Origin of the sequence: Prevotella sp. HMSC077E09, assembly GCF_001814685.1 — a bacterium.
Taxonomy (GTDB): Bacteria; Bacteroidota; Bacteroidia; order Bacteroidales; family Bacteroidaceae; genus Prevotella; species Prevotella oris.
The window spans coordinates 1-15,339 of the sequence record NZ_KV817553.1; the positions used below are offsets into that span (position 1 = coordinate 1).

Annotated in this window: 14 protein-coding genes; 13 read left to right on the plus strand and 1 reads right to left on the minus strand. The window is 44.7% G+C overall.

What is annotated here, in order from left to right; genetic code table 11:
• The first annotated feature begins 42 nt into the window (after window positions 1–42).
• From HMPREF2983_RS06230 to HMPREF2983_RS06265, 8 genes are all read left to right on the plus strand, one after another.
• Entirely contained in the window at window positions 43–738 is a 696-nt protein-coding gene (locus HMPREF2983_RS06230; RefSeq protein WP_246829366.1) for a hypothetical protein, read from the plus strand.
• A gap of 28 nt (window positions 739–766) precedes the next feature.
• Entirely contained in the window at window positions 767–1,249 is a 483-nt protein-coding gene (locus tag HMPREF2983_RS06235) for a calycin-like domain-containing protein (protein ID WP_139051426.1), read from the plus strand.
• An 81-nt stretch (window positions 1,250–1,330) separates the two neighbouring features.
• A complete protein-coding gene (locus tag HMPREF2983_RS06240; RefSeq protein WP_004377559.1) occupies window positions 1,331–1,975 on the plus strand; it encodes a DUF4903 family protein in 645 nt (214 codons plus the stop codon).
• An 85-nt stretch (window positions 1,976–2,060) separates the two neighbouring features.
• Complete coding sequence (locus tag HMPREF2983_RS06245) at window positions 2,061–4,412, plus strand: TonB-dependent receptor (protein ID WP_070667406.1); 2,352 nt, start codon at window positions 2,061–2,063, stop codon at window positions 4,410–4,412.
• A complete protein-coding gene (locus tag HMPREF2983_RS06250) occupies window positions 4,412–5,110 on the plus strand; it encodes an HmuY family protein (protein WP_070667407.1) in 699 nt (232 codons plus the stop codon). The genes HMPREF2983_RS06245 and HMPREF2983_RS06250 overlap by 1 nt, the downstream gene beginning before the upstream one ends.
• A 47-nt stretch (window positions 5,111–5,157) precedes the next feature.
• A complete protein-coding gene (locus HMPREF2983_RS06255; protein ID WP_070667408.1) occupies window positions 5,158–6,021 on the plus strand; it encodes a hypothetical protein in 864 nt (287 codons plus the stop codon).
• Between the two features lie 72 nt (window positions 6,022–6,093).
• Window positions 6,094–7,152 (plus strand): glycerate kinase family protein, encoded by a 1,059-nt coding sequence (locus tag HMPREF2983_RS06260; protein ID WP_070667409.1) that lies wholly within the window; start codon window positions 6,094–6,096, stop codon window positions 7,150–7,152.
• Between the two features lie 111 nt (window positions 7,153–7,263).
• Window positions 7,264–8,304, plus strand: a complete 1,041-nt coding sequence (locus HMPREF2983_RS06265) for a hypothetical protein (protein ID WP_070667410.1) — start codon at window positions 7,264–7,266, stop codon at window positions 8,302–8,304.
• 131 nt (window positions 8,305–8,435) lie between these two features.
• Here the strand turns inward: HMPREF2983_RS06265 and HMPREF2983_RS06270 are convergent, their stop codons facing one another.
• A complete protein-coding gene (locus HMPREF2983_RS06270; protein ID WP_018919396.1) occupies window positions 8,436–8,942 on the minus strand; it encodes a histidine phosphatase family protein in 507 nt (168 codons plus the stop codon).
• 99 nt (window positions 8,943–9,041) lie between these two features.
• On the opposite strand from HMPREF2983_RS06270, the gene HMPREF2983_RS06275 reads away from it, so the two are divergent.
• From HMPREF2983_RS06275 to HMPREF2983_RS06295, 5 genes are all read left to right on the plus strand, one after another.
• Window positions 9,042–9,686: a DUF308 domain-containing protein gene (locus HMPREF2983_RS06275; RefSeq protein ID WP_070667411.1), complete on the plus strand. Its 645-nt coding sequence runs from the start codon at window positions 9,042–9,044 to the stop codon at window positions 9,684–9,686.
• Between the two features lie 812 nt (window positions 9,687–10,498).
• Window positions 10,499–11,368, plus strand: a complete 870-nt coding sequence (locus HMPREF2983_RS06280; protein WP_004377462.1) for an electron transfer flavoprotein subunit beta/FixA family protein — start codon at window positions 10,499–10,501, stop codon at window positions 11,366–11,368.
• Between the two features lie 146 nt (window positions 11,369–11,514).
• Complete coding sequence (locus HMPREF2983_RS06285; RefSeq protein ID WP_070667412.1) at window positions 11,515–12,537, plus strand: electron transfer flavoprotein subunit alpha/FixB family protein; 1,023 nt, start codon at window positions 11,515–11,517, stop codon at window positions 12,535–12,537.
• Between the two features lie 88 nt (window positions 12,538–12,625).
• Window positions 12,626–13,021 carry an endonuclease domain-containing protein gene (locus tag HMPREF2983_RS06290; RefSeq protein WP_004377459.1) on the plus strand — a complete coding sequence of 132 codons (396 nt, stop codon included), beginning with the start codon at window positions 12,626–12,628 and terminating at the stop codon, window positions 13,019–13,021.
• A gap of 94 nt (window positions 13,022–13,115) precedes the next feature.
• Window positions 13,116–14,846 carry an acyl-CoA dehydrogenase family protein gene (locus tag HMPREF2983_RS06295; protein ID WP_070667413.1) on the plus strand — a complete coding sequence of 577 codons (1,731 nt, stop codon included), beginning with the start codon at window positions 13,116–13,118 and terminating at the stop codon, window positions 14,844–14,846.
• Window positions 14,847–15,339: the final 493 nt, after the last annotated feature.

Below are 15,339 nucleotides of genomic sequence, written 5' to 3' on the forward strand. Positions count from 1 at the left end.
GAACCTTCAAGGGCTTAGTTGCGGATTTGAGGGTTGAATGTTTTGATTCCATTTGAAGATATTAATAAAGTAAAATCTGTTGAGGGTATAGAATACTTTATCAACAATCCTTTCTACAAAACATTCGGAGTTGCCTTGAATTGTACGAACCATTGTTCCATAGCGTATATAGCCCCAAGAGCAAACATAAAAGCGTTAGCACTCACTAACATTGATACCAACCCAGAGTCAGACTTCACAAAAGCAACAAGTTTAGTGGCTTTAGACTTTACGCACAACAATACAGTTCAACGCTTAGATTTTTCACAAACATTAATCGGAAACCAAAAGGCAGAGGCTTTTGATGTGCTCTTCACCAACATTTTAGGTTTGCGAGATTGTAAGAACTTACAGGAAGTGGTCATTCGAAAATCTGGTGAAGGAATATTAAATAATCTGGCATTTATTGACTTGCCTAAGTTGAAACAGATTGATTTGAGCTTTGTAAAAGGCCTCCAAGACCTCATGTTACTCCGCCTACCGAATTGTAAAATAACTTATCCTGCCACCTTAAAGTATTATTATGATGGTGGTGCTAACGAGTTGGTAGACCTGTCTGAAACGAATACTATTAGTTTAACGCTATCAGAAGATGTCTACAAAAAAGACGAAACAAAGGCATTTATAACAAAATACAATAAATACCTTGGGGATGGTTATGATGTTTGGAGTGAATACAATCCCTATAATTGGAAATAAACAGTTTTAATTTTTAGATTAACTTATCATGCAAAAAAGAATATTTTCGTTGTTGATGCTATTATGGTGCATCGTTTCATTAAATAGCGTTTACGCTGCTAATGAGGCTCATGTTGGAGACCGGGTGGCTTATTCCGGCACACTGACTCGCGTCTATATGAATGGCGAAAAGGTCTCAGGGCAAGCTGTAAAGGCATTTGTAACAAAGACATCAGAGCATACCTATACCATAGAGCTTCAAGAATTCAAGGCCGGAAAAATGCCGGGAACTATCCAGGTAATGGCAAAAGATGTCAGTGTTTCTGCAGATGGTTCGTTTAATATGCCGTCAATGCAGAATATTATTGTGTTGAAATTATTTGTTCTTTTTACAACTAAAAGTTCTTTCAACGCAGATCTTTCTGGGGCAATCACCTCCGATGGTCGGTTGACATTCACCGTTACATCGGTGAATGCAAAATATTTTGGAATTCCTTTCAAGGCAATTGTTACTTTCAAGGGACACCAATAAAATAATAGTTTGCGGCATTGCATGCTACGATGCATTGTCGCAAATTTCGAATTTAGTAGTATTCTATTCAATGGTTTAATCATGATATATTCATATTTTCGCAGGACTCCGCTGTTTATTCTATCTTTCTTATGCATTTTCCTCACCGTTTCTTGCAGTTCAGATGAGGAACTGAAAAGGGCCGATGCCGACATTAAGTTGGTGAACGAGGCTAAATCTTTTCTTCAAGGAGATATTGTCCTTAACACACATGCTACTATGGGTGGTGTTAACAAGACTTTACTTCCAACAGGATGCCCTACAAAATTCAACTTTACCTGGAGTAAAACAGCCCCACAAAGCTTTACAATTTCGCTGTTAAACTTTACTGTTGGTAAGATGGGAATGATTATAAACTTCAACTGTGAGGTAAAAACGATGCAGCTTAATTCTTGGGAAAAGAACGAATACAAAGGAGAAGGATGGATTAAGTTTTATGGCGAGAATGGCTCTGTATCAGGAACAGACAATGAAGGTGTACCCTCTAAAGCAATGGGAAGTACCGTAAAAGGATATTATAATGTAATGACTCATCAAATAAACTTCATCGTTAACTACAACATGATGAATGTGCGTTCGGAGTGTTTCCTGCAGACCATTGATAAAAATCGCATCAAAACATACGATGAAGACTTTAAGAAATATGAAGAAGATTTGAAGAAATACAAGGAGGAACATGGTCTGTAGTGACCACATCTCTACATAATGACATGAAAGAAATGTGGGTAATGCATGTATTATCCACATTTCTTTTTGTATAGAAAAAGTGCACATGAGAAGAAAAAAACTATTCCTTACACTGCTTTTTTGCTTCAGCTTCATGACTTTATGGGCTCAGCAGCAAGTAAAATTCAAAGTAGAGGAACAAGGAACACAGCAACCTTTGGTAGGCGTTTACATCTCGCTTACACCCAAAAACAGCACTAAAGCAGAATTTAATGCTGTGACCGATGCCGCAGGAGAAGCCGTTTTCAACATTGAAAAGCGAGGTACTTACCACTATCAGACTACAGCTGTAGGCTATATTTCAGTCTCTGGAGATATACAACTGCCTCAGAACACCACAATAAATATTGTGATGCGGGAGGATGTTATGCACCTGAATGATGTTGTTGTAACAGGTTCCCGCACTGAACGCCCTATAAAACTGTCGGCCGTTACTACGCAAGTGCTGGGTGGAAAAGCCTTAGTGGATGCCGGATACAGCGACCTTCAGCATGCACTTCAACAGGAAACACCAGGTATGAACATCCAGAAAGTGGGCTTTGGCAATGAAATATCCATGCAAGGATTAGATGCCCGACACGTGCTTTTCCTACAAGATGGCGAACGAATGACGGGAGAAATGGCGGGAAACCTTGACTATGAGCGTTTTAATCTGCACGCTATAGACCGCATAGAGATTGTAAAAGGTGCCAGCAGTACGCTCTATGGAAGTCGTGCTTCAGGTGCAGTGATCAACCTTATCTCCAAGAAAGCCACGAAGCCGATAGACATTCAAGCGGGTTTTCGCTGGGGACAGATGAACCAACGTAATTATAAACATCCTTCAAAGCATGACTTTCTTTACATGTTTGAGAAGAATAGCGACCGTCCCAACCTACAAGCATGGGTGTCTGCAGGTATGAAATACAAGAAAATTACTTCGCAGACAGACGTTTGGTACAGTGAAAGTGATGCCTTTTATATGTATCAATCCAAACATGATAAAAAGGTATACACGAAAGAAGCCAATCCTTTTTTACCGCATGACATTATCTTAAACAGCGTAGCTGAGCGCTCTCCAATGGGTATCGAGGGTACGGAGCATGTGTCGTTGGCACAGAAATTCTATATCGACCCTATCAAGAACCTGTCTATTGAGACTTATGGTACATTGTTTTTCATGAATTCCTATGACCTGATTCAAGACATGACATTCACGCAGAGCCGTGACTTTATGACGGGATTCAAAGCAAAATACGATGTAAAAGACTGGTTTTCTGTCCACTTAAGCATGCATGCAGACTTTTATGATCGCTTCAAAAGGCATGAAAGACTTGATGAACGCAAGAAGGTTTACAAGAGCTGTATCCTCGAACCACGCCTGACTGTCACGAGTAATTACTTCAATCACCACAGTCTTATCTTCGGAATAGAGCATACCAGCGATGAGTTGACGAGCGATCGCTTTGTGAATCGCAAGATGACAACACGTGCTTTGCACGAAACTGAATACTTCTTACAAGATGAATGGCTACCCAATACACATTGGTTACTATCAACTGGTGTGCGCACAAACTTCTCGAAAGCTTTTGGTTTCATGTGGATGCCGAAGCTTGCAGCCAAGTATTCACTCAACAATCACTGGGCTTTTCGTGCCAATTACTCCATGGGCTACCGTGCACCGAGCATTAAGGAACTGTTCTTTAACTGGGATCATTTAGGCATGTTTCAAATCCGCGGTAACGAAGAATTACGCCCGGAGAAGAACCATTATATTTCATTCGGCACAGAATACACCACAGATCGTTTCTTCATCAACGTGAATGCATATGGAAACTTCTTCAGAAAGAAGATTGAAGGCGTGTGGCATATCTACGACATGCAATATAACTTTGAATATACAAATCTAAGAAATCAGCGCATGTTGGGCATTGAAGCAATTCTCAAATGGCATTTCGCGAAAGGCTTTACCCTTAATGGAACCTACAGCTATGTGAATGTAAGTAAGCAGCAAGGCATACAGGTAAACACCACATCTCCACATGCGGCAACTGGCAGTTTAGACTATATGCTCAACCAAAAGAACTATCGTTTGAAGAGCATTCTCAGTGCATCGCTCATGGGACAGAAGCAGTTTGATGTGCAAGACCGCGTGTGGGTAGACGAACATCACAAGAGTTACGATGCCTATTTCCGCTGTACATTGCCTACGTATGTACTTTGTAATTTAGCCGTCGTGCAGACTTTCTGCAATAAAGTAAAAGTAACCTTGGGCGTTGACAACCTATTCAACTACGTTCCTCATACCTTAGGATCGGGAATCACGATGTTCAATGTACCGGCGACATGCGGCACAAGAGGCTATATTCAAGTGGAATTCTTAGTCGATGACATTATCAAAACCCTGAAACATAAATAATGAAAACAACACTATATATACTTTTAGGCGCGCTTTTTACATTCACCTCATGTGTAAAATACGATGCCGAGCCTTTCACGGGGAAGACACTTCCCCGTGTTAGTGGTTATTCTACAGGTGTTACCAATGATTGGATTTATTTCAATCTACGTACAGGTGAGGTGTTCAACAGCTATCAGCCAGGCAGTGACATCAAAGAAGGTGAACAGAGAAACCGTTTGGACTGGGATCTCGCTTTCTGTGGCTACCGTCTCAGAACGAATAGTGGGACTTCGGGAAACGGTCAAGGTGGGGCTGCTGATTTAGGCAGTGGGAATTATGAAAAATGGCAAACCGTTTCACAAATTCCCAACACCATCCAATGGGCAGTAGATGATCACACGGTATCAATTACCTATTCACGCAACGACTGGAATAAGTATCTCATTGCCAATCACCTTGATTTTAATGAGAATCCATGGTTTGATCCCAACCGGGGACCGGCCACAACAAAGACTGATGCCAATCCAGTACTGGCACGAGCCATGACGTTTACCGGGCCACCACCGGTATATTCGCCTTCTTTCCACACCTATGTTGTGCGCACCGCCGATGGTAAACGCTACTTCAAGCTGCAGATTATAAGTTGGTATAAAGGCGACATTGAGGTCGGAGATACAGGAGGTCAGATCAGTTATTACTGTGATGAATTAAAATAAAATAAGTTTTTCAGAGTTAAATAAACAGTAGATAACGAATAGAAAAAATGGGAAATAACAAGAAATGGTATATCAAACAGACCCTCATCTCATTCTTAGTAGTACTCTTTGCCATGCCTTTGGGACACGGAGCCATGAAGTTAATGGAAAGATTCATGAATGAGGGAAGCCTGCATGTGGCCGGTTTCATGATCGGATTGACAGGACTTGTGATGGTGATTATCGGCGTCTTTGTGAAAGGCGACACCCGACAGACTTTATGGGGCCTGTTCGGTGGGCTCCTCTTCTGGACGGGATGGGTAGAGTTTCTCTTTATGTATTATGCCCGCCGCTATGGAGTTCAGCCTGAAATAGAATATGGGAAGACGGTCACACAACCTGAATATCTCATCCTTCCTGCATCGTTTGGCATGTGGATGATGACGATGGTGATGTATGTGTTCAGCACAAAGAATGGCTGTCTTTTCATCACGTGGGTGCAGAAAGTGTGCTTCCGCAGCCAGCGAAAAGCAATTGTCGTGCAGCCCATGACACGTCACACCTCAATCGTAACTTTCATGGAAATCAACATGATGCTGTGGGCTTCCTATCTCTTGTTGATGTTCTGTTACGACAAAAACTTCTTTGGTGATCATCATCCTGTTACGTTCTTGGTTGGCTTAGGCTGTCTTGTGGGGTCGCTGTTCATGTTAGAAAGGCAACTGCATATTGCTTCCTGGGGTGCCAATATCCGTATGGCAGTAGCCACAGTGATTGTGTTTTGGGTGCCCGTAGAGATACTTGGCCGCATCAACTTCTTCAAGGAATTCTGGGTCGAGCCTGAAAAATACGCGCTTCCCATGCTGATTATCCTGACAGCTTTTGCGGTCTTGGGCGTTTATCTATGGCGAAAAGGCCAGGTGAAGCAATAACAACAGGACTTTTTCTCTACAGAAGTATCATAAAAAAGAAGTTTTCAAAGAAGACAAAATCAGTGTAGTGCTATGAAATATATTGTTGCCATGGACTCTTTTAAGGGCAGCCTTTCCTCGGAAGAGGCAGGAAATGCCGTTGCCGGGAATATCAGAAAGCGCGACAATGAGGCCGACATTCAGATTTTCTCCATGTCAGATGGTGGCGACGGTATGCTCGAAGCTTTCTGCAAAGCCACGAGAGCCAAGCGCCTTTCTGTGCCAACCCGCGATGCCCTGATGCGGCGGATTGAGGCGCAATATGGCATCACTAACGACGGAACAGCAATCATAGAGACTGCACAGGCAAGCGGACTTATACGCATTGAGCCTGAACAACGCAACCCGATGCGTGCCACCTCGTATGGCACAGGACTTCTTGTTGCCGATGCACTGCGCCGTGGCTGCCACAAAATGATTATCGGATTGGGTGGCAGTGCCACAAGCGATGCAGGCATAGGCATGCTTCGTGCTCTGATTGAGACCTTTGCTCCGGAAGGAAATTTCAAGGATATTCAATCCCGATTTGACCGTTGTGAAATCATATTGGCAAGCGATGTGACGAACCCTCTCTATGGTCCAAATGGTGCAGCCCACGTGTTTGCTGCCCAAAAAGGAGCCACACCAACTATGATTGAAGCTTTGGATGCCCGCGCAAAGCAGTTTGCAGAGCATGCAGCCAAAAGCATGGGAATAGATAAAAGCATGCAACCCGGTGCGGGAGCAGCAGGAGGTTTGGGCTATGCTTTTATGCAATTCCTCAACGGAAGGATGCAGTCGGGTGCAGAACTGCTGTTAAAACTGCTCGATTTCGATAACATCATTGCCAATGCCGACCTTATCATTACAGGCGAAGGAAAGAGCGACAACCAGACGCTCATGGGCAAACTGCCGGCCATTATCATGCAGCATGCCTGCCGATACCACATTCCAACCTTATTGATTTCAGGCCAGATTGAAGACCACGAACACCTCATGGCCGCAGGTTTCAAGGCGGCATGTGGCGTAACTCCTGCCGGCATGCCACTCCACAAAGCCATGATGCGCGACCAAGCCATAGCCAACATTAGGGAATTTCCCCTCCCCCTTTAGGGAAATTCCTTTCTCCTACCCTTTTATTTGTTCTATTTTTGCAATGTGAAGAAGAGGCAACGAGAGCCTCGGATATCATTATTTATATAGCAACAAATAAAACATACAGGTATGAAAAAGTTTATATTAGCCCTCGTAACACTGTTCACTTTGACAGTCTCGGCAAACGCAATGAGCTATGAACAGGCTCGTCAGCAGGCTTTGTTCCTTACAGACAAGATGGCGTATGAACTGAACCTCACAGACGAACAGTATGAGGCTGCCTACGAAATCAACCTCGACTATCTGATGAGTGTCAATGATTACAGCGACCTCTACGGCGTTTATTGGAGCCAACGCAATCTTGATTTAAGCTATATTCTGCTCGATTGGCAATACAGAACCTATTGCGCAGCCAACTATTTCTATCGCCCACTCTATTATAACGACGGCTACTGGCGCTTCAGAGTCTATGCCCGTTACCCACATAGAGACTACTTCTATTTCGGTCGGCCAGGTTTCTATGCCGTCTATCGCGGTGGACACAGCTGGCGAATCAATGGCGGACAAAGTTGGTATCGCGGTCGGGATTTCGGTTGTAGAGACTCACATCGATACATAGGTATGCGTGATCATTTCAACCAAGGCAACTATGGACGTGGTTTCAGCAGCCGCAATTTCGACAACTACGGCAATGAGAACCGAGTGTTCGGAGGCAACAGAAACAGCCGCATCTACGGTAACGACATGCGTGGGAACCGCTCATTCGGCGGCTACGACAACTACGACTCACGCAATAACCGCTCGTTTGACAACAACACACGTACACGTATATTCGGTGGCAGTGCTGCATCCGAAAGCCGTGGTAATGGCGCTTTCAACAACCGACAGAGCAGCACCCGGTCTACTCTTCCCGCTATTCCTACCCGCCCATTCGGTGCTGACCGCGGTAGTTCTATCCAGGAACCAACCCACGTTTTCGACCGTCCAAGCACAGGACACACCTTTGGCGGCAGCGCACCAAGCCGTTCTTTCAATGACAATGCGCCTACACGTTCGTTCGGAGGCAGTGCTCCAAGCCCATCTTTCGGCGGCGGAAACGCACCTACCCGCTCATTCAGCGGAGGCTCAACAACCCAAGGAAGCCATGGCGTTTTCGGCGGAAGAAGATAAAAGGACTATCAAACAGGCCAACACTTTTATTTATACTATATATACAATTCACTCAAAAGGGATTATCAGAAGGCTTTCGCCCGATGATAATCCCTTCTCTTTTCAGTGTCAATCACTATCGCTTTCTGTGCTTAAAGCATGTAAATCCTCACCTCTCCATTATCCATTTTGTGGATTTCACTCATGGGTTTCTTGTAATACACGCTTTGAATGGCCTTGTTGATGATGCCATGACCGACGGCAAGTACCGTCTTGTTGGGGAAAGAAGTCTTAAGATAGGTGAGGAAATTCTGCGCCCTACTCTTCAGTTTCTCAAGGCTTTCAACATTCTCCGGCCATTCCACATCCTTCAAATCGGGTATGAACTTGCCCGTGAAATCACCCCAGTCGCGCTCTCGGAGCAAGGGTGTTGTCTCCACATCCTTGTGATGTGGCGCTGCAATAATCCTGCAAGTGTCGATAGAACGTTTCAAATCGCTCGACACAAACACATCTATCTGCTCATTCTTCAACTTGTCACGCGTGGCTTCAGCCTGCTGAATGCCCTTTTCATTGAGTTCTCCCTGCAACTGTCCCTGCAGAATCTGGGCTGCATTATCAATGGTTTCGCCGTGGCGCACTAAATATAATGTTGTCATATTTGCCGTCTTTTTGCTGCAAAATTACAAAAAACAAGAGAGACATCACAATGAGTTCACAGTTTTTTGTTACCTTTGTCAAGACATAAAACATAAATCATGAAAGTATTAAGAAGTTCACTTTTCCGCGCCATCTGTGCCATGATAGTCGGCACGCTGCTGATTAAATACCGCGAACAAACCGTACAATGGATAACCATTGCCATTGGCATCATGTTCTTTCTCTCGGGAATTGTCTCGCTTGCCACCTATTACACAGCGCGCAAAGCATCAGGAGGCCCTGAGGTTTACAACAGCGACGGCGAGTTGATTTCGGGCGGCCCACGCCCTGCATTGCCCATTGTTGGCGTGGGAAGTGTCATTCTCGGTGCTATCCTTGCCCTCATTCCAGACACGTTTATCAATAGTCTGATTTTGATTATTGCCGCACTGCTCATCATCGGAGCTATCAGCCAGTTTATCAATCTGGCTGCAGCCCGCAAGTTTGCCCACATCGGATTTTTCTATTGGTTGATGCCCTCGGTCATCTTGCTCACAGGAATTATCGCCATCATCTACCCTGATGTAATTGCCACCGCGCCATTGTTTGTCATCGGTTGGTGCATGCTTCTCTATGGTGTTGTGGAATGTATGAACTCGCTGAAGATACATTCCTGTCAGAAGCAGATGGCCAAACAACGTGCTGAACAGGCTGCTATTGAAGTGCAGGATGAAACAAAAACAGAGGAACAACAGACCGAATAAACGCCTCTTCCGCCTGATTTCACCAAGTCATGTGACGCAGTTGGATTTTCATTCTCCTTAATCCCGAAAACCAATCTGCGTCACATGGCTTTTTTATTGCTTTAAGAACCATAGCCAAGGCAGCTACAAAGACATATTCTTTCTATCTGATTCATCATAACTTTTTGTAAAGATTATCACCTCGTTTTTAACATCTCAAAACCTCACCAAATAGAAATGAAATGTTGGTTTCAAGGCAAGCGCAAAGCTGTTTCTACATAAAAGTAACGTCATTTCTGCATAAGTGCGAAGCCATTTCTTGGCTTCTACATCCCCACTTCAGCCTTCTTGCCCCGCTATCTCTATCACTTTAGCCTGCAAAGTGACTGAAATCATCATGCATCTTGACGCAGATTACAGGCTGAAATGACGCAAATTGCAAGTATTCTCAACATTACCAAGCGCTTCAAAATGCAGCTGTCAAGATAACCATCTGACAGTCAATGCTTTGCTTAAACGGCTCAAAACTCGCGTATTTCGAGCGCCAATAAATCTGTTTCTGAATTCGCGAGCTATGTAAGAGCAATTGTAAACATCCTTACAATGAATTAACATATCTTCCTCTTCCTGCTATACTCCTTTTCTATCAGCCTTTCATCAGCCCTAAAAAACATACAAGTCTACCTGCTTATCACTTTGACCTGACTGCACAAAAAAAGGGTCTTGTGCACAACTTTGCGCTTTTTGTGCATTTAATTTGGTCAATAAACAAAAAAAATGTAACTTTGCGCGTATGCTAAAATAGAACTATACACATATTTTACATATTAACTATGAAATTGAAAATCGTTGTACTTGCCAAGCAAGTACCTGACACACGAAATGTAGGTAAAGACGCTATGACGGCTGAAGGAACCGTCAACCGTGCGGCTCTTCCTGCAATCTTCAATCCTGAAGACCTGAATGCACTCGAACAGGCCTTACGAATCAAAGACCAAAACCCAGGTTCAACCGTCGGCATTCTTACCATGGGCCCTCCGCGTGCGGGCGAGATTATCCGCCAAGGACTCTATCGTGGCGCTGACGAAGGTTGGCTTTTGACCGACAGAAAGAGTGCCGGTGCCGACACATTGGCCACATCTTATTTCCTCGCTAAAGGCATTGAGAAGATTGGCAACGTGGATATTGTCATCGGAGGTCGCCAGGCTATCGACGGTGATACGGCCCAAGTTGGCCCGCAGGTTGCCCAGAAATTAGGCCTCAACCAAGTGACCTACGCAGAGGAAGTAGTGAAAATTGAGGACGGTAAGGCCACTATTCGCCGTCATATTGACGGTGGTGTAGAGACTGTCGAGGCTCCACTTCCCGTGCTGATTACTGTTAATGGAAGTGCAGCTCCTGCTCGTCCATGCCATGCAAAGCGCGTGATGAAATATAAATATGCCACATGTCCGATGGAACGTAAAGGCGATGAGCCCTGGAGTTCGCTTTATGAGACACGGCCTTACCTGACACTTGGTCAGTGGAGTATTGCCGATTGTGGTGCCGACTACGAGCAATGTGGCTTGGCAGGTTCGCCGACAAAGGTGAAAACCGTACAGAACATTGTGTTCCAAGCAAAGGAAAGCAAGACGCTTACCGGCAGCGATAACGATGTAGAAAGCTTGGTAAAAGAATTGTTAGACGAAAAGATTATTGGCTAAAAACAGGAAAGAAGCAGGATGAAAGCTTTGGAATTGACTGCAATGCAGATGCTTTCGAAGGATAAAGAGAAGTTCGTCTGTCATTCTTCTGGGTTCATGTTGTGCATCAACTCCACATTCCTCACTGCACATTCCTCATTCATATTATGAACAACGTATTTGTATATTGCGAAATAGAAGAAACAACCGTACAGGAAGTTTCACAGGAATTGCTGACAAAGGGTCGTAAACTTGCCAATAAACTTGGTGTAGACCTGCATGCAATTGTTGCCGGAAGCGGCATTAAAGGCAAGGTAGAAGAACAGATTTTACCTTATGGTGTTGACAAATTATACGTCTTTGACGGAGACAACCTCTTTCCTTATACCTCGGCACCACATACAGATATCCTCGTCAATCTCTTCAAAGAAGAGAAGCCGCAGATATGTCTGCTCGGTGCAACTGTTATCGGTCGCGACCTCGGTCCACGCGTAAGTTCCTCTCTGACGTCAGGACTTACCGCCGATTGTACCCAACTTGAGATTGGAGATTACGATGAAAAGAAGACCGGGAAGCATTATGAGAACCTGCTTTATCAAATCCGTCCCGCTTTCGGTGGTAACATTGTAGCCACCATTGTCAATCCCGATCATCGCCCACAAATGGCAACTGTGCGCTCGGGTGTAATGCAGAAAGCAGTCTATGAAGGTCAAGCCAAGGGCGAAGTGGTTTATCCTGACGTTACAGAATATGTGCCTGCAGAAGATTATGTGGTTAAAGTTATCGACCGACATGTAGAGGCTGCAAAGCACAATTTGAAGGGTTCTCCGATTGTTGTAGCCGGAGGTTACGGCGTAGGAAGCAAGGAAGGGTTCAATCTTCTCTTCCAGTTGGCCAAGGAACTCCATGGAGAAGTGGGTGCAAGTCGCGCTGCCGTAGACGCAGGTTGGGTTGACCACGACCGTCAGATTGGTCAAACCGGTGTTACAGTCCACCCGAAAGTCTACATCGCTTGCGGCATTTCAGGCCAGATTCAGCATATTGCCGGCATGCAAGACAGCGGCATCATCATCTCCATTAACAACGACCCAGATGCTCCAATCAATAAGATTGCCGACTATGTCATCAATGGAACCGTTGAAGAAGTGGTGCCGAAGCTGATTAAGTACTATAAGCAGAACAGTAAATAAGAAGCCTCTCCCCCAGCCCCTCCCCGAAGAGGGAGGGGAGTAATATGCTTTTTTGTCTAAAAACTCAATTGGAATAAACTGACATTATATGACAGGAAAAGAGATAACTCCATTTGATTATATGAGTTCTTCGCCTGACCGCTACGCACTACTAAAGGTGTATGCCAAAGAAAACCGACAGAAAATGACATTTGCCGAAACTATACTTTGGGATGAATTGAGGTCACTTCCAAGAACTTTTAAGTTCAGACGACAGCATATTATCGGTGACTTTATTGTTGATTTTGTATGCTTGGACTTTCATTTGGTTATTGAAGTAGACGGTGGTTATCATCAAGAACTGCAACAAGAATATGATGACAGACTACGCACAGAGTCCCTAAACAGAATGGGGTTTACCGTGATACGCTTCACCAATGAACAAGTAACAGAACATCTGCAAGAAGTAATAAAAGAGATAAAAAACATATTATATAATGAATAAAACAGCCCATCGCCAGCCCCTTTCTGCTTTGTGAGGAGAGAACACACTACTCCCCTCCCTCTTCGGGGAGGGGTTGGGGGTGGGGCCTTAGCTTATGTCAAACTATTACACCGACCATCCAGAGATCGAGTTCCACTTGAACCATCCTCTGATGAAACGCATTGTTGACCTCAAAGAGCGCAACTATGCAGACAAAGATGCTTTTGAAGACGCTCCCGTTAACTACGAGGACGCTATCGAAAACTACAAACGTATGCTCGACATCACGGGCGATGTCGCTGCAAACATCATTGAGCCAAACTCTGAAAGCGTAGACCTTGAAGGCCCACACTTGGAAAACGGCCGCATGCTTTACGCCAGTAAAACGGTTGAAAACATTGAGGCTACACGTCAAGCAGGCTTGTGGGGCATCTCTATGCCACGCCGTTACGACGGTCTGAACATTCCAAACACAGTCTTTTCCATGGCTTCCGAACTCATCGCTGCAGCCGATGCAGGCTTCCAGAACGTATGGTCTTTGCAGTCATGTATAGACACTTTGTATGAATTCGGTACTGAAGAACAGCGTAAAAAATATATTCCGCGCATCTCTGCAGGCGAGACTATGTCAATGGATCTCACCGAACCAGATGCCGGTTCCGACCTGCAACGTGTGATGTTAAAGGCTACTCAGGATGCAGACGGCACCTGGAGACTCAACGGAGTGAAGCGTTTCATCACCAATGGTGACTCAGATATCCACCTCGTTCTGGCTCGTTCAGAGGAAGGTACACGCGACGGACGCGGTCTCTCGATGTTTATCTACGACAAAAGAGACGGCGGAGTGACCGTTCGTCATATCGAAAACAAACTCGGTATCCATGGAAGTCCAACCTGTGAACTTGTCTATAAGAATGCGAAATGCGAACTCTGTGGCGACCGCAAGTTAGGTTTGATTAAGTATGTCATGTCATTGATGAACGGCGCTCGATTGGGAATTGCAGCCCAGAGTGTAGGCGTTGAGCAGGAAGCTTACAATGAAGCGCTTGCTTATGCCAAGGAACGCGCCCAGTTCGGCAAGAAGATTATCACCTTCCCAGCCGTCTACGACATGCTTTCCCGCATGAAGGCAAAGCTTGACGCAGGCCGTTCAATGCTCTATATGACGGCTCGTTACGTCGACATCTACAAGGCTCTTGAAGACATTTCGCGTGAACGCAAGCTCACGCCAGAGGAGCGTAAGGAGATGAAACAATACAACCGATTGGCTGATGCGTTCACTCCGATTGCCAAAGGAACGAACTCTGAGTATGCAAACCAGAATGCCTACGATGCCATTTCCATTCATGGCGGCTCGGGTTTCATCATGGAATACAAATGTCAACGCCTCTACCGAGATGCCCGTATCTTCTCTATCTATGAGGGAACTACCCAGCTTCAGGTCGTTGCAGCCGTGCGTTATATCACCAACGGCACCTATCTTGACATCATGAAAGAGATGCTTGAGAATCCTGTCAGCGACAGCATGCAGCCTCTCAAGGCACGCATTGCCAAACTTGTAGCCCTCTATGAAGAGGCCCTCAACAAGGTAAACGGCGATGAAAGTCAAGACGAACACGACTTCCTTGCACGCAGACTCTACGACATGACAGCAGAAATCATCATGTCACTGCTCATCATTGCCGATGCAAGCAAGGCTCCGGAACTCTTCGAAAAGAGTGCCAACATCTATGTTCGCATGGCAGAAGAGGATGTCATCGGCAAGGCTGCTTACATTAAGGCGTTTAATATTGACGACCTAAAGAGCTTTGTTGCCGACACTACTGCAGAAGAAACAGAGGCTTAAATGCTTTTGAATATTGACCGAAGGCTGCATCATGAGCATCATGGTGCAGCCTTTTTCATGCTCTTTTCATCACTTCCCCTGCCCTGGAATGCCTGTAAGAGAATAATATGTTAATGCTTTTCAAGGATGTTTACAATTGCCCTTGCATAGCTTGCGTATTTGAAAAACCTTTTCTCTTTGGTCAGAATACGCGCCGTTTTTCAACAGTTTACAATACTTTGACAATCAGGATGTTATATAATTTGTTGCGGAAAACGATGCAAAATCACATGAAAAAACGATGCAATTTGTATTGAATTACCCTGCAATTACATTCATTTCGACTTGCAATCTGATGCAAATAGCGGCGTAATCTGCGTCAAGTTACATGACTTTATGGCTTAAATGGTCTGCCGGGGAGAATAGAATAGCGAAATCAAGTCTGTTTTTTCGTCTTTCATTTTGTAGATGGTGAGGTTTTGAAGTGCAGTTTAAATTAGTAAATGCGACAGTC

What these genes read in the sequence shown, in the direction of transcription:
- HMPREF2983_RS06275 (WP_070667411.1), top strand. Translation starts at nt 9,042, where the DNA reads ATGAAAGTATTAAGAAGTTCACTTTTCCGCGCCATCTGTGCCATGATA.
- HMPREF2983_RS06295 (WP_070667413.1), top strand. Translation starts at nt 13,116, where the DNA reads ATGTCAAACTATTACACCGACCATCCAGAGATCGAGTTCCACTTGAAC.
- HMPREF2983_RS06290 (WP_004377459.1), top strand. Translation starts at nt 12,626, where the DNA reads ATGACAGGAAAAGAGATAACTCCATTTGATTATATGAGTTCTTCGCCT.
- HMPREF2983_RS06270 (WP_018919396.1), bottom strand. Translation starts at nt 8,942, where the DNA reads ATGACAACATTATATTTAGTGCGCCACGGCGAAACCATTGATAATGCA.
- HMPREF2983_RS06255 (WP_070667408.1), top strand. Translation starts at nt 5,158, where the DNA reads ATGGGAAATAACAAGAAATGGTATATCAAACAGACCCTCATCTCATTC.
- HMPREF2983_RS06280 (WP_004377462.1), top strand. Translation starts at nt 10,499, where the DNA reads ATGAAATTGAAAATCGTTGTACTTGCCAAGCAAGTACCTGACACACGA.
- HMPREF2983_RS06265 (WP_070667410.1), top strand. Translation starts at nt 7,264, where the DNA reads ATGAAAAAGTTTATATTAGCCCTCGTAACACTGTTCACTTTGACAGTC.
- HMPREF2983_RS06240 (WP_004377559.1), top strand. Translation starts at nt 1,331, where the DNA reads ATGATATATTCATATTTTCGCAGGACTCCGCTGTTTATTCTATCTTTC.
- HMPREF2983_RS06250 (WP_070667407.1), top strand. Translation starts at nt 4,412, where the DNA reads ATGAAAACAACACTATATATACTTTTAGGCGCGCTTTTTACATTCACC.
- HMPREF2983_RS06245 (WP_070667406.1), top strand. Translation starts at nt 2,061, where the DNA reads ATGAGAAGAAAAAAACTATTCCTTACACTGCTTTTTTGCTTCAGCTTC.
- HMPREF2983_RS06235 (WP_139051426.1), top strand. Translation starts at nt 767, where the DNA reads ATGCAAAAAAGAATATTTTCGTTGTTGATGCTATTATGGTGCATCGTT.
- HMPREF2983_RS06285 (WP_070667412.1), top strand. Translation starts at nt 11,515, where the DNA reads ATGAACAACGTATTTGTATATTGCGAAATAGAAGAAACAACCGTACAG.
- HMPREF2983_RS06260 (WP_070667409.1), top strand. Translation starts at nt 6,094, where the DNA reads ATGAAATATATTGTTGCCATGGACTCTTTTAAGGGCAGCCTTTCCTCG.